At 64.4% G+C, this 22,952-nt stretch carries 22 protein-coding genes; 7 read left to right on the top strand and 15 right to left on the bottom strand.

The annotated features are described in order from the left end of the window. Positions 1-5 precede the first annotated feature (5 nt). The 3 genes from CXK91_RS09380 to CXK91_RS09370 form a co-directional block, all read right to left on the bottom strand. Entirely contained in the window at positions 6-761 is a 756-nt protein-coding gene (locus CXK91_RS09380; protein WP_103455884.1) for a TPM domain-containing protein, read from the bottom strand. Continuing rightward, complete coding sequence (locus CXK91_RS09375; protein ID WP_181003933.1) at positions 758-1,381, bottom strand: LemA family protein; 624 nt, start codon at positions 1,379-1,381, stop codon at positions 758-760. The genes CXK91_RS09380 and CXK91_RS09375 overlap by 4 nt, the downstream gene beginning before the upstream one ends. Before the next feature lie 91 nt (positions 1,382-1,472). Beyond that, positions 1,473-2,390 (bottom strand): LysR family transcriptional regulator, encoded by a 918-nt coding sequence (locus CXK91_RS09370; RefSeq protein ID WP_103455883.1) that lies wholly within the window; start codon positions 2,388-2,390, stop codon positions 1,473-1,475. Positions 2,391-2,492: 102 nt separating this feature from the next. Here CXK91_RS09370 and CXK91_RS09365 point away from each other — a divergent pair, with 102 nt between their 5' ends. Next, positions 2,493-3,506, top strand: a complete 1,014-nt coding sequence (locus CXK91_RS09365; protein ID WP_103455882.1) for a zinc-binding alcohol dehydrogenase family protein — start codon at positions 2,493-2,495, stop codon at positions 3,504-3,506. A 17-nt stretch (positions 3,507-3,523) separates the two neighbouring features. Here CXK91_RS09365 and CXK91_RS09360 read toward each other — a convergent pair whose 3' ends face one another. Together CXK91_RS09360 and CXK91_RS09355 are read right to left on the bottom strand one after the other, a co-directional pair. Beyond that, entirely contained in the window at positions 3,524-4,747 is a 1,224-nt protein-coding gene (locus CXK91_RS09360) for a CaiB/BaiF CoA transferase family protein (protein ID WP_103455881.1), read from the bottom strand. A 130-nt stretch (positions 4,748-4,877) separates the two neighbouring features. Further along, a complete protein-coding gene (locus CXK91_RS09355; protein WP_103455880.1) occupies positions 4,878-6,059 on the bottom strand; it encodes an acyl-CoA dehydrogenase in 1,182 nt (393 codons plus the stop codon). 172 nt (positions 6,060-6,231) lie between these two features. Here CXK91_RS09355 and CXK91_RS09350 point away from each other — a divergent pair, with 172 nt between their 5' ends. Continuing rightward, entirely contained in the window at positions 6,232-7,134 is a 903-nt protein-coding gene (locus CXK91_RS09350) for a LysR family transcriptional regulator (protein WP_103455879.1), read from the top strand. Positions 7,135-7,316: 182 nt separating this feature from the next. On the opposite strand, the gene CXK91_RS09345 is transcribed toward CXK91_RS09350, so the two are convergent. From CXK91_RS09345 to glcD, 10 genes are all read right to left on the bottom strand, one after another. Next, positions 7,317-7,691, bottom strand: a complete 375-nt coding sequence (locus CXK91_RS09345) for an SCP2 sterol-binding domain-containing protein (RefSeq protein WP_103455878.1) — start codon at positions 7,689-7,691, stop codon at positions 7,317-7,319. Between the two features lie 139 nt (positions 7,692-7,830). Beyond that, the gene (locus tag CXK91_RS09340) at positions 7,831-8,103 is read right to left on the bottom strand and encodes an HU family DNA-binding protein (protein WP_003283322.1); all 273 of its coding nucleotides are present in this window, start codon (positions 8,101-8,103) and stop codon (positions 7,831-7,833) included. Positions 8,104-8,252: 149 nt separating this feature from the next. Further along, entirely contained in the window at positions 8,253-9,437 is a 1,185-nt protein-coding gene (locus CXK91_RS09335) for an NAD(P)/FAD-dependent oxidoreductase (RefSeq protein ID WP_103455877.1), read from the bottom strand. Positions 9,438-9,471: 34 nt separating this feature from the next. Next, positions 9,472-9,639 (bottom strand): rubredoxin, encoded by a 168-nt coding sequence (locus tag CXK91_RS09330; protein WP_103455876.1) that lies wholly within the window; start codon positions 9,637-9,639, stop codon positions 9,472-9,474. Between the two features lie 114 nt (positions 9,640-9,753). Beyond that, the gene (locus CXK91_RS09325) at positions 9,754-11,457 is read right to left on the bottom strand and encodes an L-lactate permease (RefSeq protein ID WP_103455875.1); all 1,704 of its coding nucleotides are present in this window, start codon (positions 11,455-11,457) and stop codon (positions 9,754-9,756) included. A 215-nt stretch (positions 11,458-11,672) separates the two neighbouring features. Beyond that, a complete protein-coding gene (locus CXK91_RS09320) occupies positions 11,673-13,853 on the bottom strand; it encodes a malate synthase G (protein WP_103455874.1) in 2,181 nt (726 codons plus the stop codon). Positions 13,854-13,873: 20 nt separating this feature from the next. Beyond that, positions 13,874-14,278, bottom strand: a complete 405-nt coding sequence (locus CXK91_RS09315; RefSeq protein ID WP_103455873.1) for a heme-binding protein — start codon at positions 14,276-14,278, stop codon at positions 13,874-13,876. A 73-nt stretch (positions 14,279-14,351) separates the two neighbouring features. Continuing rightward, positions 14,352-15,569 carry a glycolate oxidase subunit GlcF gene (gene glcF, locus CXK91_RS09310; RefSeq protein ID WP_103455872.1) on the bottom strand — a complete coding sequence of 406 codons (1,218 nt, stop codon included), beginning with the start codon at positions 15,567-15,569 and terminating at the stop codon, positions 14,352-14,354. A gap of 1 nt (position 15,570) precedes the next feature. Continuing rightward, positions 15,571-16,632 carry a glycolate oxidase subunit GlcE gene (gene glcE, locus CXK91_RS09305; protein WP_103455871.1) on the bottom strand — a complete coding sequence of 354 codons (1,062 nt, stop codon included), beginning with the start codon at positions 16,630-16,632 and terminating at the stop codon, positions 15,571-15,573. Then, positions 16,632-18,131 (bottom strand): glycolate oxidase subunit GlcD, encoded by a 1,500-nt coding sequence (gene glcD, locus CXK91_RS09300; protein ID WP_103455870.1) that lies wholly within the window; start codon positions 18,129-18,131, stop codon positions 16,632-16,634. Before glcD ends, glcE begins: the two co-directional genes overlap by 1 nt. 235 nt (positions 18,132-18,366) lie before the next feature. On the opposite strand from glcD, the gene glcC reads away from it, so the two are divergent. From glcC to phoR, 5 genes are all read left to right on the top strand, one after another. Further along, positions 18,367-19,140: a transcriptional regulator GlcC gene (gene glcC / locus CXK91_RS09295; RefSeq protein WP_103455869.1), complete on the top strand. Its 774-nt coding sequence runs from the start codon at positions 18,367-18,369 to the stop codon at positions 19,138-19,140. Positions 19,141-19,270: 130 nt separating this feature from the next. Then, entirely contained in the window at positions 19,271-19,807 is a 537-nt protein-coding gene (locus CXK91_RS09290) for a chorismate--pyruvate lyase family protein (protein WP_103455868.1), read from the top strand. A 42-nt stretch (positions 19,808-19,849) separates the two neighbouring features. After that, positions 19,850-20,740, top strand: a complete 891-nt coding sequence (gene ubiA, locus CXK91_RS09285) for a 4-hydroxybenzoate octaprenyltransferase (protein ID WP_103455867.1) — start codon at positions 19,850-19,852, stop codon at positions 20,738-20,740. A gap of 147 nt (positions 20,741-20,887) precedes the next feature. Continuing rightward, positions 20,888-21,577: a phosphate regulon transcriptional regulator PhoB gene (gene phoB, locus CXK91_RS09280; protein WP_063539518.1), complete on the top strand. Its 690-nt coding sequence runs from the start codon at positions 20,888-20,890 to the stop codon at positions 21,575-21,577. A 69-nt stretch (positions 21,578-21,646) separates the two neighbouring features. Beyond that, positions 21,647-22,948 carry a phosphate regulon sensor histidine kinase PhoR gene (phoR, locus tag CXK91_RS09275; protein ID WP_103455866.1) on the top strand — a complete coding sequence of 434 codons (1,302 nt, stop codon included), beginning with the start codon at positions 21,647-21,649 and terminating at the stop codon, positions 22,946-22,948. The last annotated feature ends 4 nt before the right edge of the window (positions 22,949-22,952 follow it).

Below are 22,952 nucleotides of genomic sequence, written 5' to 3'. Positions count from 1 at the left end.
TTGATTTACCAGCCGCCGGAAGCGCCACCGCCACCGAAACCGCCACCTCCCCCACCGAAGCCACCACCGCCGAATCCACCGCCGCCAAAGCCGCCACCGCCTCTCCCCATGCCACCCAACAGGGCGCCTAGCAGCAATGCACGACCACCACCACCGCGGCCGCCGCGCCCCCCGCCGATGACGAAGATCACTACCAGCATGAGGAAGAAGCCAAGGATGCCGAGGCCACCAGGCTGCTCCTGACCCATGGGCATGACGGGACGCAATTCAGCCGGCAGCGGGTCGCCCCCGAGCACGGTAACGATCGCCTCCGCCCCTTCGATGATCCCGGCGGTGAAGTCGCCGCGCTGGAATGCCGGCGCGATGATCCGATTAATGATCACTGAGGACTGCGCATCGGTCAGTCGACCTTCCAAGCCGTAGCCGACCTCGATGCGGATCTTGCGATCGTCGCGAGCGACGATCAGCAGCGCTCCGGTGTCCTCGTCCTTCTGGCCTATACCCCAGCTGCGGCCGAGTTCCAGACCGAACTCCTCGATGCTGCGCCCCCCGAGGTCAGGCACCGTCACCACCACGACCTGTTCGCCCGTCGCCTGCTCGTGCCCGGCCAGCATGCTGGTCAGGCGCGCTTCGGCCTGGGTGTCGAGCAGCTCGGCGCGATCAACCACACGGCCGGTCAGCGCCGGCAGCTCGGTCTCTTGGGCGACGAGACTTCCCGCCCAGAGCAACAGAATCAGCAGTAGCGGAAACCTGGAGGTCATTGAAATTGCACTTGAGGCGCTTGCTCGGCATTCTCGGCCGTGGCCTCGAAGTTCTCGCGGATCGGCATGTCGCTATACATCAGCGTGTGCCAGATGCGGCCGGGGAACGTACGGATCTCGGTGTTGTAGCGCTCGACCGCAGCGATGAAGTCGCGACGCGCCACTGCGATGCGGTTTTCCGTGCCCTCGAGCTGCGACTGCAAGGCCAGGAAGTTCTGATTCGATTTCAGATCCGGATAGCGCTCGGACACCGCCATCAATCGGCTCAGGGCACCGGTCAGCTGATTCTGCGCCTGCTGGAACTGCTGCAGCTTCTGCGGATCATCGAGCGTGCTCGCATCGACCTGAATAGACGTGGCCTTGGCCCGCGCCTCGACCACGGCGGTAAGGGTTTCCTGCTCCTGACGGGCGAATCCCTTGACCGTTTCGACCAGGTTCGGTATCAGGTCGGCGCGGCGCTGGTACTGGTTCTCCACCTGCGACCAGGCGGCTTTCACCTGCTCGTCATAGGTAGGAATGTTGTTGACCCCGCAGCCGGCCAGCAGCCAGGAGAGGAAGATCACGGCAGTCAGTTGCCAGGTGTAGCGAAAACGCTGCGTTTGCATGATGCGCTTGTCCATTCTGTTAACCAGTACGCAGATAAGAATAGCCAAACGCCATAAGAGTTCACGCGCGCAACAAAAGCTCACAGCTCAAGCACGAATAACGGTTCTAAAGATGCCAGGGCGCGCGCGTCGACAGCGCTGCGCAGCAGGTCTGCAGATATTCGCGCAACAGCCGCACCGGTTTGCTCAACTGCGCACGATGGGCGCAAAGCATGCTGAGCGGCGCAGCCTCGCCGAGGCAATCAGGCAGGAGCACCTGCAGGCGGCCCGCCGCTACGTCATCGGCGATGTCGAGCCAGGACTTGTATGCCACTCCGGCGCCAGCCAGCGCCCAGCGACGCACCACGTCGGCATCGTCGCTGACCCGATCGCCGCCGACCTGCACGGTGAGCGCACGCCGACCTTCCTGAAAACACCAGCGGTCATGCACGCGCCCGGCGAGCATGAAGCGCAGGCAGTTATGCGCGGCCAGCTCCTCCAGCCGCTGCGGCGCGCCGCGCCTTTGCAGATAAGCCGGCGAGGCGCAGAGCACGCGCCGATTGTCGGCAGCGATCGGCAATGCCACCAGGCTGGAATCCTCCGGCGCGCCGTATCGCAAGGCGATGTCCACTGGCTGGCGAAACAGGTCGGTCAGCCCGTCACCCAGCAGCAGCCGTACCTGCAGTTGCGGATGGCTGGTCTGAAAAGCTTCCAGCCAGGGCAGCAGCACATTGCGACCAAAATCCGACGGCGCCGACAGCTGCAACATGCCGCTGATCGCTTCTCGACCACCCGCCAGCGACTGCGCCCCCTCGGTCAGACTAGCCAGCGCCGCACGGGCGTGGCCGAGGTACAGCTCGCCCTCAGCGGTGAGGCGCAGGCTGCGTGTGGAGCGTACGAACAGTCGAACGTCGAGCGAGGCTTCGAGGCGCTTGAGCGCGGCGCTGGCCACCGCGGGGGAAACATCCAGCGTCCGCGCGGCCGCAGACAGACTGCCGCTGTCCGCAGTGCGGACAAAAAGCTGTAGGTCATCGATACGCAGCATTTTCAATATTCCGTTGAAAGAGCCTCGCTTATCGCCACGTTTTTCCGCCGAGTCAAATAAACGAGCATGCCCGCACTCAACCGAACCCTATGGAGCAACAGCATGAAAGCGGTCGCCTACTTCGATTCTCTTGCCATCGACGATCCCCGTGCCCTGCAGGACGTGGAGCTACCAGAGCCGGTGCCCGGCCCGCGCGACCTGCTGGTGGAGGTGCGCGCCATTTCGGTCAACCCGGTGGACACCAAGGTACGCCGCAACACCCAGCCCGAGGCCGGTCAGCCGAAGGTGCTGGGCTGGGACGTGGCCGGCGTGGTGGTCGCAGTGGGCGACGAGACCAGCCTGTTCAAGGTCGGCGACGAGGTGTTCTACGCCGGCTCCATCGCTCGCGCCGGCGGCAACAGCGAACGCCATCTGGTGGACGAGCGCATCGTCGGGCGCAAGCCGCAGACGCTGAGCTTCGCCGAAGCCGCCGCGCTGCCGCTGACCGCCATCACCGCCTGGGAACTCTTGTTCGAGCGCCTGCAACTGGTCGAAGGCCAGGGCGCAGGGCAGCAGCTGCTGATCGTCGGTGCTGCCGGCGGCGTCGGTTCGATCATGCTGCAGCTGGCCCGTCAGCTCACCGAGGTCAGCGTGATCGCCACCGCCTCGCGCCCGGAGACCCAGGCCTGGTCGCGTGAACTGGGCGCGCACCATGTCATCGACCATAGCCAGCCGTTGCACGCCGAGCTGCAGCGCGCCGGTTTCGCCAGCGTCAGCCATGTCGCCAGCCTGACCCAGACCGATCAGCACTTCGATCAGCTGGTCGAGGCGCTGACGCCGCAGGGCCGCCTGGCGCTGATAGACGATCCGGCCCAGCCGCTGGACGTGATGAAGCTCAAGCGCAAGAGCCTGTCGCTGCACTGGGAACTGATGTTCACCCGCTCGCTGTTCGAGACGCCGGACATGATCGAGCAACACCTCCTGCTGCAGCGCGTCAGCGAGCTGGTCGATCAGGGCGTGCTGCGCACCACCCTCGGCGAGCACTTCGGCACCATCAACGCGGCCAACCTGCGCCGTGCTCATGCCCTGCTGGAAAGCGGCAAGGCCAAGGGCAAGATCGTGCTGGAAGGCTTCTGAGCCAGATAGCCTCCAAGCTAGATAACTCTGGCCGCGCGCAGGCCGGCGATCTGCTCGTCATTCATGCCCAGCAGGCGCTGCAACAGCGCCTCGCTGTGCTCGCCCAGCAGCGGCGGCGGATTGCGGTAATCCACTGGCGTGGCCGACAGGCGCAGCGGACTGGCGACCTGCGGCACGCTGCCGGCTAGCGGATGCGGCATCTCGACTTTCAGCCCGCGATGCTGCACCTGCGGGTCGGCGAATACCTGCGCCAGATCGTTGATCGGCCCACAGGGCACGCCGGCCTGCTCCAGCGCACTGACCCATTCGGCCGTAGTGCGGAACACCGTGACCTGGCGAATCAGCGGAATCAGTTCGGCGCGATGGGCGACCCGCGCGCGGTTGCTGGCGAAGCGCGGATCGTCCGCCCACTCCGGCCGCCCCGCCACCTCGCAGAACTTGCGGAACTGACCGTCGTTGCCGACGGTGAGGATGATGTCGCCATCGGCGGTGGGGAAATCCTGATAGGGCACAATGTTCGGATGGGCATTGCCCATGCGTTTGGGCGCCACGCCGGTGGTGAGGTAGTTCAGCGCCTGGTTGCCGAGGCAGGCTACCTGCACATCGAGCAGCGCCGTATCAACATGCTGGCCTTCGCCACTGCGTTCGCGGTGCGCCAGCGCGGCGAGCACGCCGACGGTAGCGTATAAACCGGTGAGGATATCGGTCAGCGCCACCCCGACCTTGACCGGGCCGGCACCCTCCTCCGCATCGCTGCGCCCAGTCAGACTCATCAGCCCGCCGAGGCCCTGGATCATGAAGTCGTAGCCGGCGCGCCCGGCGTAGGGCCCATCCTGACCAAAACCGGTGATCGAGCAATAAATCAGCCGCGGATTAACGGCTTTCAGGCTAGCGTAATCCAAGCCGTAAGCGGCCAACCCGCCGACCTTGAAGTTCTCCAGCAGCACGTCGCACTGCAAAACCAGTTCGCGGATGATGCGCTGGCCCTCGGGCCGGGTGAAATCGACGGTCAGCGACTGCTTGTTGCGGTTGGCGGTCAGGTAATAGGCCGCCTCCGACGTGTTCTCGCCGTGCTGATCCTTGAGATAGGGCGGCCCCCAATGGCGGGTATCGTCGCCGGTGCCGGGGCGCTCGATCTTGATCACCTCGGCGCCGAGATCACCGAGAATCTGCCCGCACCAGGGCCCGGCGAGCACGCGGGACAGGTCGAGCACGCGGATATGGAACAAGGCGCCGGGCATGGAAAACCTCACAGGCTATTGGACGGTGCAAGCACCCTCTCCCTCTGGGAGAGGGCCGGGTGAGAGAACCATGGGCCGTGCCAAGCGCCCTCACCCCCAGCCCCTCTCCCACAGGACGAGGGGAGCAGTTTCAGAAGAACGCCTGAATGCCGGTCTGCGCGCGGCCTAGGATCAGCGCGTGCACGTCATGGGTGCCCTCGTAGGTGTTCACCACCTCCAGGTTGACCAGATGCCGGGCCACACCGAATTCGTCGCTGATACCGTTGCCGCCCAGCATGTCGCGGGCCATGCGCGCCACGTCCAGCGCCTTGCCACAACTGTTACGCTTCATGATCGAGGTGATCTCCACCGCCGCGGTGCCCTCGTCCTTCATCCGGCCGAGGCGCAGACAGCCCTGCAAGGCCAGGGTGATCTCGGTCTGCATGTCGGCGAGCTTCTTCTGGACCAGCTGGTTGGCGGCCAGCGGGCGACCGAACTGCTGGCGGTCGAGCACGTACTGGCGCGCGGTGTGCCAGCAGAACTCGGCGGCGCCCAGCGCACCCCAGCTGATGCCATAGCGGGCACTGTTCAGGCAGGTGAACGGCCCTTTCAGGCCGCGCACATCCGGGAAAGCGTTCTCTTCCGGGCAGAACACGTTGTCCATGACGACCTCGCCGGTGATCGAGGCGCGCAATCCGACCTTGCCGTGGATCGTCGGGGCGGACAGCCCTTCCCAGCCCTTTTCCAGCACGAAGCCGCGGATCTCGCCGGCGTCATCCTTGGCCCAAACGACGAAGACATCGGCGATCGGGCTGTTGGTGATCCACATCTTGCTGCCGGTCAGGCGATAGCCGCCGTCGACCTTCTTCGCTCGGGTGACCATGCTGCCAGGGTCGGAACCGTGGTTCGGCTCGGTCAGGCCGAAGCAGCCGATGTATTCGCCGCTGGCGAGCTTGGGCAGGTACTTCTGTTTGGTCGCCTCGTTGCCGAACTCGTAAATCGGCACCATCACCAGGGACGACTGCACACTCATCATCGAGCGGTAGCCGGAGTCGACGCGTTCGACCTCGCGGGCGATCAGGCCGTAGCACACGTAATTGAGGCCGCTGCCGCCGTAGGCTTCGGGAATGGTCGCGCCGAGCAGGCCGGTCTCGCCCATCTCGCGGAAGATCGCCGGATCGGTCTGTTCATGGCGGAAGGCTTCCAGCACCCGCGGCGCCAGCTTGTCGGCGGCGAACTGCGCGGCGCTGCCCTGCACCATGCGTTCTTCTTCGGTCAGCTGCTGATCGAGCAGCAGCGGGTCGATCCAGTTGAAGCTTGCTTTGCCGGCCATGGGGGCTCCTCTTGTTGTCTTCGGCACCGCGGTTGCGCGGGCGGGATGAGCTGATCCTAGGCGCCGCTAGGGTGCGTCGCAAACGAGGATTTCGCACCAAACTGTGCGTTTCGCTCACTCCGCGATAAGCTCTGCGTCCATTATCAGGCTTATCCCGTGAGGTCTTTGCATAATGCGCCGCAAGATTCCCAGCACTGCCGCGCTGATCGCCTTCGAGGCCGCCGCCCGCCACGAGAGTTTCACCCGCGCGGCCGACGAGCTGGCACTGACCCAAAGCGCCATCTGCCGGCAGATCGGCGGGCTGGAGGAATTTCTCGGCCTGGCGCTGTTCCGCCGTTCGCGGCGCGGCGTGAAGCTGACTGCTGCCGGCCAGTCCTACGCCCGCCGCATCGCCGCGCAGCTGGACGCGGTGGAGCGCGATACGCTGTCGGTGATGGGCCAGCAAGGCGCCATGAGCCTGGAGCTGGCTGTGGTGCCGACCTTCGGCACGCAGTGGCTGGTGCCGCGCCTCAGGCATTTCCAGGCGCTGCATCCGGAGATCACGGTGAACCTGACCAACCGTACCCGGCCCTTCCTCTTCGCCGATACCGAGTTCGACGCGGCCATCTACTTCGGCGATGCCGACTGGTCAGGTACCGAAGCGTACTACCTGATGCCCGAGGACCTGCAGCCTGTGTGTAGCCCCACCCTGCTGCGCGACGGTCAGCAGCTCACCACCCAGGCCCTGGCCGAAATACCGCTGCTGCAGCAGACCACCCGGCCCTATGCCTGGCGCCAGTGGTTCGATTCGCTGGAGCTGAAAGTCGCCCGCGACATGACCGGTCCGCGGCTGGAGCTGTTCTCCATGCTGGCGCAGGCGGCCGAGCACGGCATGGGGGTGGCGCTAATTCCGCCGTTCCTGATCCAGCGAGAGCTGGCCGAAGGGCGGTTGGTGCTCGCGCATCCACATGCCTATCGCAGCGAAACGCGGGCGTATTACCTGATGATTCCGGAGCGCAAGGTGGAGTCGGCGGGGCTGGTGGCGTTTCGGGATTGGTTGAAGAATGAGGCGAGGGTTTGGCGGGAGGGAGCGTAGAAATAGCGCTTGTCCGGTTAGGGTTGGCACCCAGGCTTGAGTGAAGCGTGGCGCTTTCCTCGGCGCACCCTGTAGTCCCAGCTGAGGAAAGCGCGGCGTGCTCATACCGACCAGCGAGCCAGCATCATTCGCGGACAAGTCCAACCCCACAGGGCGCGCCGAATCGTGGACTCGGGGCGAAACTACTTCTTCTTTTTCGGCTTCAGATACTTCATCAGCCCCTGAAACCACATCACCAGCGCCGGATCCCCCTGAATCTGGATGTCCTTGTTCTGAATCCCCTGCATGAACGCCAGCTGCTTGTTCTTCGCTGTCATGGTGGCGAAGCCATAGGCGGCGTCCTTGAAGCCGAGGGAGAATGCCGGCTCACTTGCCGGGCCACTCTTGCTGGTGATGCGCTGGTTCTTCACGACAAAATGCCGAGCCACCTTGCCGTCCAGCGTATGCAGCTGGAAGCTCAGATCCTTGTCGCCCAGCTGCTGCTGGAACTCGGAATTGGTACGGCTGGCCTTGGCCATCAGGCGGCCCAGCATCCAAAGCAGAAAGCGGAATTTCATGGTGATGTCCCGACCGGTACGAGAAAAGGCCGCATTGTAGTGGCTTGGTCGGCAGGGGAAAGGATGGATACGAGCGGGTCCGAGGCAGACCGGGTGGTCAGGTTGACCCGGAGCTCGCTGGCTCCGGGTTGGCGCAGCGTCAGTTGACCGCGTCTTTGAGCATCTTGCCGGGCTTGAAGGCGACGGTATTGCTGGCCTTGATGGTAACCGGTTGCCCGGTTTGCGGGTTTTTCCCGGTGCGGGCGCCACGGTGACGCTGAACGAAGGTGCCGAAACCAACAAGGGTTACGCTGTCCTTACGGTTCAGCGCGTTGGTGATTTCATCCAGCACGGCGTTGAGTACGCGATTGGCCTGGTCCTTGGACAGATCGGCCTTCTCGGCAATGGCTGCGGCGAGTTCCGGTTTACGCATGGGGAGCCTCTGAGACGTTTTTGTTGTTGTGTCCGTACTGTTCACAAGAACAGCGCTAAAGGCGCTGCAACAGCTCTAGGCTGCGGCAGACCCATGGAGAATGGCACGACGCTAGCACCTGCGCCAGTCCCGCTGGACGCCTTACAGCATCAGCCTGGGGACTTTAACGACAGAATTTGCGGTAGTTCCGCCAATACCGGCGGCAGCTGCTTATTTAGCGCCAGTCGTTCCTGCACGGCCGCCCCCGTCAGGGCATAACCAAGCAGCTGCCCGGAAGAGCCGAGATAGAGGGCTTTGACGTCATTGCCATGGGCGTCGACGGTCCAGTCGCCCTCAGCTCCGACTGCAGGCAGAGAGACCACTACCGGACATGCGGGAGTCTTTACCGTGACCGGCATGGGGCCGTAACTGACGAAGGTAGGATTGCCAAACAGCGTTTTAGCGAGGGCCCGCGCACCGGCCATCAAAGGCATCACATAAAGGAGGTTCAGCCCCTCCACTTCAGCGCAATCGCCCAGGGCATAGACGTGCGCCGCCGAGGTCTGCAACAGGCGATTGACGACGATGCCACGTGCCACATCGAGCCCCGCCTCGGCGGCAAGCTCGGTACGTGGGCGCAGCCCGACGGCACTGACCACCAGATCGCAAGTAAGCCGGCGCCCATCGGAAAGCGTCGCCTGCAGCCCGTCCTCACTGCGCTGCAAATGCTGCAGCGTGCAACCCAGATGGAAGCGCGCGCCGATACCTTCCAAGCCATTTCTAACCGCCTGGGCCGCTTCGGGTGGCAGCAGGCCGGGCATGACCTGCTCGCTAGGCGCGACCAGATCGACCTTGTGGCTACCCAGCAGCAGGTCATTGGCGAATTCACAGCCAATCAGCCCGGCACCGAGGATCAGCACCCGACGGTTGCCGGCCACCGCAGCGCGGAAGCGGCCGTAATCATGCAGGTCGTTGATGGGGAAGATCGCGTCGGCGGCATCGCCTGCGACTGGCACCTGGATCGTTTGCGCGCCCCAGGCCAGTACCAGGTCGCGGTATGGCACCGGCTCGTTGCCGATCCAGACGCGCCGATTCGCCGGGTCGAGGCGAGTCACGCGGGTATGCGTGCGAATTTCCGCGTTGAGCTGCTCGGCCATTGCGCCGGCCGTAGCCATACCCAGGCTTTCGGCGTTCTTGTTGGCGGCGAAGCCGGTGGACAGCAGCGGCTTGGAGTAGGAGCGCCCGTCATCGGCGGTAATCAGCAACAGGGGTGTTTGCGGGTCCAGCTTGCGAAATTCCCGGGCCAGGTTGTAGCCGGCCAGGCCGGTGCCGATGATGACTACAGGTGCGCTCACGATCTTGTCCTCCAGTGAAGCGTTGCGAAAGAGATCAGCCGATGGCGATCATTTCGAAGTCCATCTTGCCGACGCCGCAGTCCGGGCACATCCAGTCTTCCGGCACGTCTTCCCAAGCGGTCCCCGGCGCGATGCCCTCTTCCGGGACGCCCAGCGCTTCGTCATAGATATAGCCGCACACCACACATTGCCATTTCTTCATGCGTAACCTCGATGCTCTGTCGACTGCGACGCACGCTATACCAGAACGGCGCGCCGCACCAATCCCACAAATGAAAACGGGCGGCCTAGGCCGCCCGTCGCGATACCGTCAGGCTCAGCCTGCAGCACCGGCCAGCGGATCGCTGATACCCATTACGTAGAACCCGATCATGCCGATGGTGCCGGCCAAGATGAGGTAGTACAGGGTCGGCAACATGGTCTTGCGCAGGGTGATCCCTTCGCGACCGAGCAGGCCGACCGTGGCCGACGCCGCCACCACGTTGTGAATGGCGATCATGTTGCCTGCCGCCGCGCCCACCGACTGCAACGCCACCATCAGTGCACCGGACAGACCCAGCAGGCCCGCGGTGTTGAACTGGAATTGCGACAGCATGAGGTTGGACACGGTGTTGGAACCGGCGATGAAGGCTCCCAGCCCACCGACCGCAGGTGCGAAGAACGGATAGACGCCGCCCACGCTATTGGCCACCAGCTGCGCCATCGCCACCGGCATGGACACCAGATCGGAGCCATTCACGCCGGAGTTGATCAGGATCCGCACCATCGGAATGGTGAAGATCAGCACGAAGCCCGCGCCGAGCAGAGTCTTGCTCGACTCGGAGATCGCCGCGCCCAGCTCCTGCGCCTTCATGCGATGCAGGAAGAAGGTAATCAACACCACCATGCAAAGAATGCCACCCGGCAGGTACAGCGGCTCCAGCGTGCCGGACACGCCGGTTTCGCCAAGGATGTCCTTCCAGCCGAAGGTGAATGACATCAGCAGCGCCTTGAAGTCCGGGAACACCCGCGAGGCAACCAGCAGCCCGGCCAGCACGAGATACGGCGCCCAAGCCATCGGCACGGAGATCGGCGTCTTGCCAGCGACGTCCTCGATCTTCATTTCGATCTTGCCCATCCATTCGGACGGCCATTCCTTCGCCGGGGCGAAATCCCAGGTGTCCTTGGGCAGCAGGAACCCGGCCTTGGCAGCCGGCACGACGATGGCCAGACCGACCAGCGCACCGATCATCGACGGGAACTCCGGACCGAGGAACACGCCGGCGGCCGCGTACGGAATGACGAAGGCCAGACCGGTGAACACGGCGAACGGCGCAACCGCCAGACCTTCGGTCCAGGATTTGTTGCGACCGAAATAGCGGGTCATGATGCTGACCATGATCAGCGGCATGAGGATTCCGCACAGCGCATGGATGATCGCGACGCGCGAGAAGATCAGGTGGAAGAACACCTCCCAGTTACTGCCCACCGCCGCCAGCTGTTCGCTGATGCCAGTCTTGTCCAGACCCGCACCGACACCGACCAGGATCGGTGTGCCTACCGCACCGAATGACACCGGCGTGGACTGCACCATCATCCCCATGACCACCGCCGCCAGTGCCGGGAAGCCCAGTGCGACCATCAGCGGAGCCGCCACCGCCGCTGGCGTGCCGAAGCCCGAGGCCCCCTCGATGAAGCAGCCGAACAGCCAGGCGACGATCAGCACCTGAACACGACGGTCAGGGCTGACGTTGGAGAAGCCACGCCGAATCGAACTGATCCCCCCCGAGTGTTTCAGCGTGTTGAGCAGCAGAATCGCACCGAAGATGATCCAGAGGATCGCCGCGGTAAGGATCAGGCCCTGCAAGGTTGAGGCGATGACCCGGTTGAGGGTCATGTCCCAGGCCAGCAGACCGATCAGCGCAGTGAGGACGAATACCAGCGGCATGGCGTACTTGGCCGGCCAGCGAAAGCCGATCAGCAGCACACCCGCCAGCACCAGCGGCACGAAGGCCAGGATGGACAGTAGTGTTTGACTCATTTGTTGGGTCCCTGTGTTTTTGTTGTGAACCGCTTCTAATGTGTCCGGGCGTGCCCGGTGCTTCGCATGAAACGCCCCCTCACGGTGCGTCTCGCAGCGCCGAGGCCGTAACCTCGACGCCAATGCTCGAAAGCCCCGGACGCCAATTGGCGCCTGGGGCTGCTGTCCTGCACCGCGTACGCCGAGCCTCCGGCAGCACGCGGCCTCCTAGCCGTTCAGGCCTGGTTTGCCTTGTAACGCTGGCGCCATGCATGCAGCAGCGGCTCGGTGTAGCCGGACGGCTGCTCGCGGCCCTTGAACACCAGATCCGACGCCGCCTGGAAAGCGATCGACTGAGTGTAGTCGCTGGACATGGCGCGATAGAGCGGATCACCGGCGTTCTGCTGGTCCACCACCTTGGCCATGCGCTCCAGGGTCTCCTGAACCTGCTCGCGGCTGACCACACCGTGATGCAGCCAGTTGGCAATGTGCTGGCTGGAGATACGCAGGGTGGCGCGGTCTTCCATCAGGCCGACGTTGTGGATGTCCGGGACCTTGGAGCAACCGACGCCCTGTTCGACCCAGCGCACCACGTAACCGAGGATGCCCTGGCAGTTGTTGTCCAGCTCCTGCTGCTTCTCCTCGGCGCTCCAGTTGTCTTCGGCGACCACCGGAATGGTCAGCAGATCGTTGAGCAGCTGATCGCGCTCGGCAGCCAGGTCGATCTTCTCCAGCTCGCTCTGCACGGCCTGCACGTTCACCTGGTGGTAGTGCAGCGCGTGCAGGGTGGCGCCGGTCGGCGACGGCACCCAGGCGGTGTTGGCGCCGGATTTCGGATGATCGATCTTCTGCTCGAGCATGGCCGCCATCAGGTCCGGCATGGCCCACATGCCCTTGCCGATCTGCGCCTTGCCGCGCAGGCCGCAGGCTAGACCGACCAGCACATTGTTGCGCTCGTAGGACTGGATCCACGGTGTGGATTTCATGTCGCCTTTGCGCAGCACCGGGCCGGCTTCCATGCAGGTGTGCATCTCGTCGCCGGTACGGTCGAGAAAGCCCGTGTTGATGAACGCCACGCGGTGCTTGGCCGCGGCGATACAGGCCTTGAGGTTGGCGCTGGTGCGGCGCTCCTCGTCCATGATGCCCATCTTCAGGGTGTAGCGCGGCACACCGATCAGGTCCTCGACGCGACCGAACAGCTCGTCGGCGAAGGCGACTTCCTTCGGCCCGTGCATCTTCGGCTTGACGATGTAGACGCTGCCGGTGCGCGAGTTGCCCTTGCGCTTGAGGTCGTGCTTGGCGATCAGGCTGGTGAACACACCGTCCATGATACCTTCGGGAATCTCGCGGCCGTCTTCCAGCAGTATCGCCGGGTTGGTCATCAGGTGACCGACGTTGCGAACGAACAGCAGCGAACGCCCGTGCAGTTTCAGCTCACCACCATTCGGTGCGCTGTACTCGCGGTCTGGGTTCAGGCGGCGTACGAAGCTCGAGCCACCCTTGGCCACCTCCTCGCTGAGACTGCCCTGAGCGATGCCCAGCCAGTTGCGGTAGGCCAGCACCTTGTCGTCGGCATCCACCGCGGCGACCGAGTCTTCACAATCGAGAATGGTGGAAACGGCGGACTCGACCAGCAGGTCCTTCACGCCAGCGGCATCGGTCTGGCCGATCGGGCTGTTCGGATCGATCTGGATTTCGATGTGCAGGCCGTTGTTCTTCAGCAGCACGGCCTTTGGCTCGACCGCTTCACCCTGGAAGCCGACGAATTTTTCCGGCTGCTTGAGGCCGGTGACGCTGCCGTTCTCCAGGGTGACCTTCAGCTGGCCGTCCTGAATGCGGTAGGCGGTGGCGTCGGCGTGACTGCCCTGCGCCAGCGGCGCGGCCTGATCAAGGAAGTTGCGCGCGTAAGCGATGACCTTGGCGCCACGGACTTCGTTGTAGCCGGGCCCCTTCTGCGCACCGCCCTCTTCGGAGATGGCATCGGTGCCGTAAAGCGCGTCATACAGCGAGCCCCAGCGGGCGTTGGCGGCGTTCAGCGCGTAGCGCGCGTTCATGATCGGCACCACCAGCTGCGGGCCGGCCTGAGTGGCGATCTCGCTGTCGACGTTGGCGGTCTCGATCTTCACCTCGCCCGGCACCGGCAGCAGGTAGCCGATGGATTCGAGGAAGGCGCGATAAGCAGCCATGTCCCTGATCGGGCCCGGGTTGGCCTTGTGCCAGGAGTCCAGCTCGACCTGCAGGCGGTCGCGCTCGGCGAGCAGCTCACGGTTCTTCGGCGCCAGGTCATGGACCAGGGCGTCCAGGCCATGCCAGAAGGTCGCGGCCTCGATACCGGTGCCCGGCAGGACTTCGTCTTCGATGAAACGCTGCAGATTGGCCGCCACTTGCAGGCGGCCCAGGGTTACACGCTCGGTCATCTGTCGCTCTCCTTGTCTGTTCAGTTGGTCAGGGCGGCGACGCCGGCCTTGGCGATCTGGGCGTCCTGGGCGGCGGTCACGCCGGAGACGCCGACCGAGCCGACCACCTGACCATCGACTACCACCGGCACGCCGCCTTCCAGCGAGCAAACCACCGGCGCGGAGAGGAAGGCGCTGCGGCCACCGTTGACCATGTCTTCGTAACCCTTGGTTTCGCGGCGGCCGAGGGCCGAGCTGCGGGCCTTCTCGGTGGCGATGTAGGAGGCGATCGGCGCGCAGCCGTCCAGACGCTCCAGCGCCAGCGGATGGCCGCCGTCGTCGGCGACGACGATGGTCACGGCCCAGCCGTTGGCCTGCGCTTCGGCACGGGCGGCGGCGAGGATGGTGGCGACTTCGGTCTGGCTCAGTACGGCTTTGCTTTTCATCTCGATTCTCCTGTCTTCGTATTTCGGTTGTTCGTTGGACGCCCTGGGTGGGCGACCGAACCATGAGGCATTGCTACTGCATCGATTCCTCGACCACTTCGATCCAATGCTTGACCGGCGTACGGCCGGCACCATCGAGGTGGGTCTGGCAGCCGATGTTGGCGGTGACGATCACTTCCGGCTTGCCGCTCTCCAGCGCGTTGAGCTTGTTGTCACGCAGCTGGTGGGAAATCTCCGGCTGGGTGATCGAATAGCTGCCGGCCGAGCCGCAGCACAGGTGCGCATCCGGTACCGCAGTGAGTTGGTAGCCCAGGCGTGACAGCACGTCTTCGACCGCGCCACCGAGCTTCTGTGCGTGCTGCAGGGTGCAGGGGCAATGGAAGGCCATGCGCTTGTCGGCGCGCACGTCCAGTTTTTCCAGCTCGGCGCTGCGCAAAACCTCAACCAGGTCCTTGGCCAGCTCGCTGACGCGGGCGGCCTTGGCGGCGTAGGCCGGGTCATCCTTGAGCAGGTGACCGTATTCCTTGACGAAGGCACCGCAGCCGCTGGCGGTCTGCACGATGGCTTCGGCACCCGCTTCGATGGCTGGCCACCAGGCGTCGATATTGCGCCGTGCGCGGTCCAGGCCGGCATCCTGGGCGTTGAGGTGGTAATCCACCGCGCCGCAGCAACCGGCTTCGCGCGCCGGGCTGACGCTGATGCCGAGGCGGTCGAGTACCCGCGCCGCGGCAGCGTTGGTGCTCGGCGACAGGCTCGGCTGCACGCAGCCTTCGAGCATCAGCACGCGACGGTTGTGCATGACCTGCGGGCGCGGCTTGGCCGGGCGGATCTCGCGCGGCAGGTGGTCCTTCAGTGACGCGGGCATCAGTGGCTTCAGCGCATTGCCGGCGCCCAGCAGTGCCTTGAACAGGCCCGGACGCGGGATCACCGTGCGCAGGCCACCGCGCAGCACACGCTCGCCCAACGGGCGCTGCACCTGCTGCTCGATGAAGTCACGGCCGATGTCCAGCAGGTTGTGGTACTTCACCCCGGACGGGCAGGTGGTCTCGCAGTTGCGGCAGGTCAGGCAGCGGTCCAGGTGCAGCTGGGTGCTCTCGGTCACCTCGCCGCCTTCGAACATCTGCTTCATCAGGTAGATGCGCCCGCGCGGGCCGTCCAGCTCGTCGCCCAGCAGCTGGTAGGTCGGACAGGTGGCATTGCAGAAGCCGCAGTGCACGCAGGAGCGCAGGATGCTTTCGGCTTCCTCGGCGCGCGGCAACCGCTTGGCCGCTTCGCTCAGATTGGTTTGCATATCAGACCTCGGAATACATGCGGCCGGGGTTGAATATCCCCTGCGGATCAAGCGCGGCCTTGAGCTGGCGGTGATAGCGCAGCAGCGGTACGGACAGCGGCTGGAACGGATTCGTCGTGGCACCAGCGGTAAAACAGGTGGCATGGCCGCCGACTTCGATGGCGATCCCACGGATGGTCACCGCGTCGGCATCGGACTTCAGCCAGCGCTGGGCGCCGGCCCAGTCCACCAGCTGATCGCCCGGCAAGCCGAGCGCCGGCGTGTTGTTCGGCAGCGACAGGCGCCATAGCGGACGCGGATCGGCGAAGAAGGCCAGGTGCTGCTCGCGCAGGTCGTTCCAGTAACCGGGGTCGAGATCCTCGCCACCGATACGCTCGCGTGCCGCCCCCACCGAGCCTTCGCCGCCTTCCAGACGCAGATGCAACGCCCGGCCGTCGTGGCTGGCGGCGCTGATCGGGATCGGCTGCTGGCCCCACTCGGCAAGCTTGAGCAGCGCGCGGTCGAGGTCGATTTCCAGTCTTAGGCTGGTGCACAGGCGTGGCTTGGGCAGCACCTTGAGCGAGACTTCGGTGAGTACGCCGAGGCAACCGAAGCTGCCGGCCATCAGGCGCGACAGGTCGTAGCCGGCGACGTTCTTCATCACCTCGCCACCGAAACGCAGGTGCTTGCCCTGGCCGGTGATGACCCGCGAGCCGAGCACGAAATCGCGCACCGAACCGCTCCACGGGCGACGCGGGCCGGACAGCCCGGCGGCGATCATGCCACCGACAGTGGCGCCTTCGGCGAAGTGCGGCGGTTCGCAAGGCAGCATCTGCCCTGCAGCATCCAGCGCCGCTTCCAGCTCCGCAAGCGGCGTGCCAGCGCGAACGGTGACCACCAGCTCGGTGGGGTCGTAGGTGACGATGCCACGGTGCTCACGAGTATCGAGCAGTACACCTTCGGTTTGTCGTCCGAGGAAGGCCTTGCTGCCGCTGCCCTGAATGCGCAGCGGCGTCTTGGCGGCTAGCGCCTGGTTGACCTGATCCAGCAACTGCGCGCTGGCGTCGTTGGCGATTACGGACATCAGAAACGCTCCAGTTCAGGGAAAGGCAGCTCGCCGTTGTGGATGTGCATGCGGCCAAATTCGGCGCAGCGATGCAGAGTCGGGATGTTCTTGCCCGGGTTGAGCAGGCCGCTCGGGTCGAATGCCGCTTTCACCGCGTGGAACAGCGTCAGCTCATCGGCATTGAACTGCGAGCACATCTGATTGATCTTTTCGCGGCCGACGCCGTGTTCGCCGGTGATGCTGCCGCCCACCTTCACGCACAGCTCGAGAATCTTGCCGCCCAGGTCTTCGGCGCGCTCCAGCTCACCGGGCTGGTTGGCATCGAAGAGGATCAGCGGGTGCATGTTGCCGTCGCCGGCATGGAACACGTTGGCCACGCGCAGACCGAACTGCTCGGAGAGGTCGGAAATCCCCTTGAGCACGCCCGGCAGCTCGCGCCGCGGAATGGTGCCGTCCATGCAGTAGTAGTCCGGCGAGATGCGCCCGACCGCCGGGAAGGCGTTCTTGCGCCCGGCCCAGAAACGCACGCGCTCGGCTTCGTCCTTGGCCAGGCGCACTTCGGTGGCGCCAGCCAGCTTCAGCACTTCGCTGACTCGCGCGCAGTCGTCGTGAACATCGGCTTCGACGCCGTCCAGCTCGCAGAGCAGGATGGCCTCGGCATCCACCGGGTAGCCAGCATGGATGAAGTCTTCGGCAGCGCGAATCGACAGGTTGTCCATCATTTCCAGGCCGCCGGGGATGATGCCGGCGGCGATGATGTCGCCGACCGCACGCCCGGCCTTCTCCACCGAGTCGAAGGCAGCGAGCAGCACCTTGGCCACCTGCGGCTTGGGCAGCAGCTTGACCGTCACCTCGGTGACGATACCGAGCATGCCCTCGGAGCCGGTGAACAGCGCCAGCAGGTCGAAGCCCGGCGAATCCAGCGCATCGGAGCCGAGCGTCATGCGCTCGCCCTCGACGGTGAGGGTGTCCACCTTGAGCAGGTTGTGCACGGTCAGGCCGTACTTCAGGCAGTGCACGCCGCCAGCGTTCTCGGCGACGTTACCGCCGATGGAGCAGGCGATCTGCGACGAAGGATCCGGCGCGTAATACAGCTCATAGGGCGCCGTAGCCTGGGAAATCGCCAGGTTGCGCACGCCGGGCTGGACACGGGCGAAGCGACCGGCGGGGTCGACTTCGAGAATCTTGTTGAAACGCGCCATCACCAGCAGGATGCCCTGCTCCAGCGGCAGCGCGCCGCCGGACAGGCCCGTGCCGGCACCGCGGGCAACCACCGGCACGCCACGCTGGTTACAGAGTTTGAGCAACGTCTCAACCTGCTCGATACGCTCGGGCAACACCACCAGCAGTGGCGTGGTGCGGTAGGCGGAAAGCCCATCGCACTCATAAGGCTTGAGGTCCTCGCTACGATGGAGGATGTCCAGGTCGGGCAGCTGCGCCTGCAGCTCGGCCAGCAAGGCAGCCTTGTCGACCTTTGGCAACACACCATCGACACGTTCGTCGTAGAGAATGTTCATGACAGGTTCCGTTCTCGTGGGTTGCAGCCAGCACGAACGACTGCGGTGGAATGACGCATCTTTAACGTCGAAGATGGGCGTCAGTCCATGAGCCATGCAACTGGTCCTACCAGTTTTTTGTAGTTGCCCGATGGAAGGCACTACCTAACACCTCTCCAGACGCCGTTATTACTAGCTCTATGATATTAGGGTTAAACTCCCTTCCAACTGGTCCTACCAGTGGAGAGCGAGAGGCATGCAGAACGAAAACCACAATGATCGTCGTCAAGTCGCCGACGTCGTCGCCGAACGCATTGAGCGGCTGATCGTCGACGGCGTACTGAAGGTCGGGCAGGCGCTGCCATCAGAGCGGCGTCTGTGCGAAAAGCTGGGCATATCCCGCTCTGCGTTGCGTGAGGGTCTACGTGTTCTGCGTGGCCGCGGCATCATCGAGACGTCCCAGGGTCGCGGCTCATTCGTTGCCGAGCTTTCCGGCAACCACGATGCCAGCCCGCTGATGCACCTGTTCAAATCGCAGCCACGCACGCTCTATGACCTGCTGGAAGTACGCGCCCTGCTCGAAAGCGAATCAGCCCGGCTGGCAGCATTGCGCGGCACCGACGCGGATTTCGTCCTGCTTGGCAGGCGCTACGAAGAAATGCTCGCCGCGCATACCAGCGAGGCAGGTGCCGACCCACGTGAGCATGCCCGCCTTGACCACGCCTTCCATCTGGCCATCTGCGAGGCCTCGCATAACCCGGTGCTGGTACATACGCTGCAGTCGCTGACCGACCTGATGCTAAGCACCGTGTTCGCCTCGGTGAACAACCTCTACCATCGCCCAGCGCAGAAACGGCAGATCGACCGCCAGCATTCACGGCTCTACCACGCTGTGATCGAACGCCTGCCCGAACAGGCCCAGCGCGCCGCACGCGACCATATCCACGGTATTCGCGACAACCTCAAGGAGATCGAGCAGGAGGAACAGCGCCTGGTGCGCGCTACCATGCGCTTGGAAGGCTGGACCTGACGCTGTTGTAGCGCCAGCCGAGCGCTGCTACAGCCTCTTCTGCTCAGACCGCTGCAGCGAAGTCGCCTGGTCCTGCCGCGGCCGAGGCGCGTGCTAGACTCGCCGCTCTTTTCGCTAGCTCTGACGCACCGTGTCCGAAATTCATGACTGGCTTAGTGCCGACCGCCTGCCCGCCCCCCTCGATCCCGCCCTGCATGACTGGCTGTACGTCGAAAAGGGCTCGCTGACCCGCCGCCTGACCGAGCTGGCCGATGGCGCTTTCAGCGTGACGCCCCTGCACGAAGCCTGGCAGCCCCTGCGCACCGACGAATGTGCCGCGCTCGGTGTGCCGGCAGAAAGCGAAGGTTGGGTGCGCGAGGTGTATCTGTGCGGTCACGGCCAGCCATGGGTATTCGCTCGTAGCGTTGCTGCGCGAGCGCAACTGGCTGAATCCGGCCTCGACCTGCAAAGCCTGGGCAATCGCTCGCTGGGCGAGCTGCTGTTCAGCAATCCGGCGTTCACTCGCGGCACGCTTGAGGCCTGCCAGTACCCATCGCACTGGCTACCGAATGCGTGCCGTGTCGACGGCCTCTGGGCACGCCGTTCGTGCTTCAGCCAGAATCAGCTCGGTGTACTGGTTGCCGAGGTGTTCCTCCCCGAGCTGTGGCAGGCCGCCATCAAGCCCTGAGCACGCCGCTCTACATGCCCCTTCCGCCAAGGAGAGCCGCTGATGTACCTGAAACTGCTGCAATCGAGCAACCGCCTGCACCCGCGCGCCTGGGACTTCATCCAGCTGATGCGCCTGGACCGGCCAATCGGTACCTATCTGCTGCTGTGGCCGACGCTGTGGGCGCTGTGGATCGCCGCCGAAGGCATACCCAGCGCGAAGAACCTGTTCATCTTCGTCACCGGCGTGATCCTGATGCGTGCGGCAGGCTGCGTGATCAACGACTTCGCCGACCGCAACTTCGACGGCCATGTGCAACGCACGCAGACGCGCCCCATGGCCGCCGGCAAGATCAGTTCGCGCGAGGCCTGGACGCTGTTCGCCGTGCTGGTGGGCCTGAGTTTCGGGCTGGTACTGCTGACCAACGCGGCAACCGTCTACTTGTCCTTCGGCGCCCTGGCCCTGGCCGCCTGCTACCCATTCATGAAGCGCTACACCTTCTACCCGCAAGTGGTGCTCGGTGCGGCGTTCTCCTGGGGCATGCCGATGGCCTTCACGGCCGAAACCGGCAGCCTGCCGCCCGAAGCCTGGCTGCTGTTCATCGCCAACCTGTTGTGGACGGTGGCCTATGACACCTACTACGCCATGGCGGATCGCGACGATGATCTGAAGATCGGCATCAAGTCCACTGCCATCCTCTTCGGCGAAGCAGACCGCGTCATCATCGTCACGCTGCAGGGTCTGGCGCTGTTCTGCCTGCTGCTCGCAGGCGTGCGCTTCGAACTCGGCCAGTGGTTCCACCTCGGCCTGGTCGTTGCGGCCGGGTGCTTTGCCTGGGAGTTCTGGAAGACCAAGTCGCGCAAGCCGCAGGCCTGTTTCAAGGCCTTCCTGCACAACCATTGGGCGGGGCTGGCGATTCTTGCTGGCATCGTGCTGGACTACGCCGCTCGCTGAGCGGCTTCAGGCGCCTTTCTCGGCACACCGCCAGCCTCTGGCATCCAGCCCTGGCCTCAAAGCTGCAGCCTGAAGCCCTCCTGTCACATGGCTGCAATAATTCCGTTATCTAATGCCGGACGACAAGAACAGACCCGAGGCTGGACCATGAACGGCAAGAGCATACTGATCGTCGATGACGAGGCGCCGATCCGGGAGATGATCGTCGTCGCCCTGGAAATGGCCGGCTATGACTGTCTCGAAGCAGAGAACACCCAGCAGGCCCATGCGCTGATCATCGACCGCAAGCCGGACCTTATCCTGCTCGACTGGATGCTGCCCGGCACCTCAGGAATCGAGCTGGCCCGCCGCCTCAAGCGTGACGAGCTCACCGCCGACACGCCGATCATCATGCTTACCGCCAAGGGCGAAGAGGACAACAAGATCCAGGGCCTGGAAGTCGGCGCCGACGACTACATCACCAAGCCGTTCTCTCCGCGCGAGCTGGTCGCCCGCCTTAAAGCGGTGTTGCGTCGGGCCGCGCCGGTGGATAGCGAATCGCCGATCGAAATCGGTGGCCTGCTGCTCGACCCGGTCAGCCACCGCGTCACCATCGACGGCAAGCCGGCCGAGATGGGCCCTACCGAGTACCGCCTGCTGCAATTCTTCATGACTCACCAGGAGCGCGCCTACACTCGCAGCCAGCTGCTCGACCAAGTCTGGGGTGGCAATGTGTACGTTGAGGAGCGCACCGTGGACGTGCATATCCGGCGCCTGCGCAAGGCGCTCGGCGAAGCCTACGAGAATCTGGTGCAGACCGTGCGCGGCACCGGTTATCGTTTCTCCAGCAAAAGCTGAGCACATCGGGTGGGTATGCACCCGGCGCCGTCCGCTAACCACCATCGTTATCTTTCTGGAGTGAATCGGTTGAATCAGGACTGGCAAGGAGCCCTCGTTCGTCGCCTGCTGCTCCTGCTGGGCAGCTGCCTGCTGCTGGGCCTGATCACTGGCCACTATGCCTGGGTGCTGGTCATCGGCCTGACCGGCTACCTGCTCTGGACGCTGCGCCAACTGCTGCGCCTGCAGCGCTGGCTGCACCGCGCCGATCCCGACGAGCCTCCACCGGATTCGGCCGGTATCTGGGGCGATGTGTTCGACAGCCTGTACCAGATGCAACGGCGTGACTTGCGTCTGCGCGAGCAGCTACAGGGCATCATCGATCGCGCCCAAGGCTCCACCGCAGCCCTCAAGGACGCGGTAATCATGCTCGACAGCGAAGGCAACCTGGAGTGGTGGAACCCCGCCGCCAACCGGTTGCTGGGGCTGAAAAAGCCGCAGGACGCGGGCCACCCGATTGGCAACCTGGTGCGCCACCCGGCTTTCAAAGAGTACTTCGACAATGGCAACTACGATCAGCCGCTGGACCTGGCTTCGCCGGTGGATGATCGCCTTCGCTTGCAGTTCAACGTCACCCGCTATGGCAACAGCGAGCACCTGCTGCTGGTGCGCGACGTCACCCGCCTGCACCAGCTGGAGCAGATGCGCAAAGACTTCGTCGCCAACGTCTCCCACGAACTGCGCACGCCACTGACCGTGATCGCTGGCTACCTGGAGACCATGCTGGAGAATGCCGAAGGGGTGAATCCGCGCTGGCTACGCGCCTTGCAGCAGATGAACCAGCAGGCAGGGCGCATGCAGCACCTGCTCAACGATCTGCTGCTACTGGCACGCCTGGAAACCAGCAGCCGTCCAACCGACAACCAGCCGGTAGAGGTGGGGCTGCTGCTACAGTCGATCATCAGCGATGCCCGCGCGCTGTCGGGCACCCGCGGGCACCTCATCAGCCTCGATGCCGACCCGGCGCTGCAACTCAAGGGCAGTGAGACGGAGCTGCGCAGCGCCTTCTCAAATCTCGTGTTCAATGCAGTGAAGTACACGCCCGATAGCGGCAGTGTGCATGTGCGCTGGTGGGGAGACGAGGTCGGTGCGCATCTGAGCGTCGAGGACAGTGGCATCGGCATCGAGCAAAAGCACCTGCCGCGTCTGACCGAACGCTTCTACCGGGTCGATTCCAGCCGCGCCAGCAGCACCGGCGGCACGGGGCTGGGCCTGGCTATCGTCAAACACGTGCTACTGCGCCACCAAGGCCGCCTGGATATCAGCAGCACCCCCGGGCAGGGCAGCCGTTTTGCCTGCCATTTTCAGAACAGCCAGGTGCCTGGCCGATGATTCG

It is taken from the genome of Stutzerimonas stutzeri (genome assembly GCF_002909485.1).
GTDB classification, from domain to species: Bacteria; Pseudomonadota; Gammaproteobacteria; order Pseudomonadales; family Pseudomonadaceae; genus Stutzerimonas; species Stutzerimonas stutzeri_AH.
Note: the sequence above shows the minus strand (reverse complement) of the source record. Positions and strands in the feature narration are given on the sequence as shown.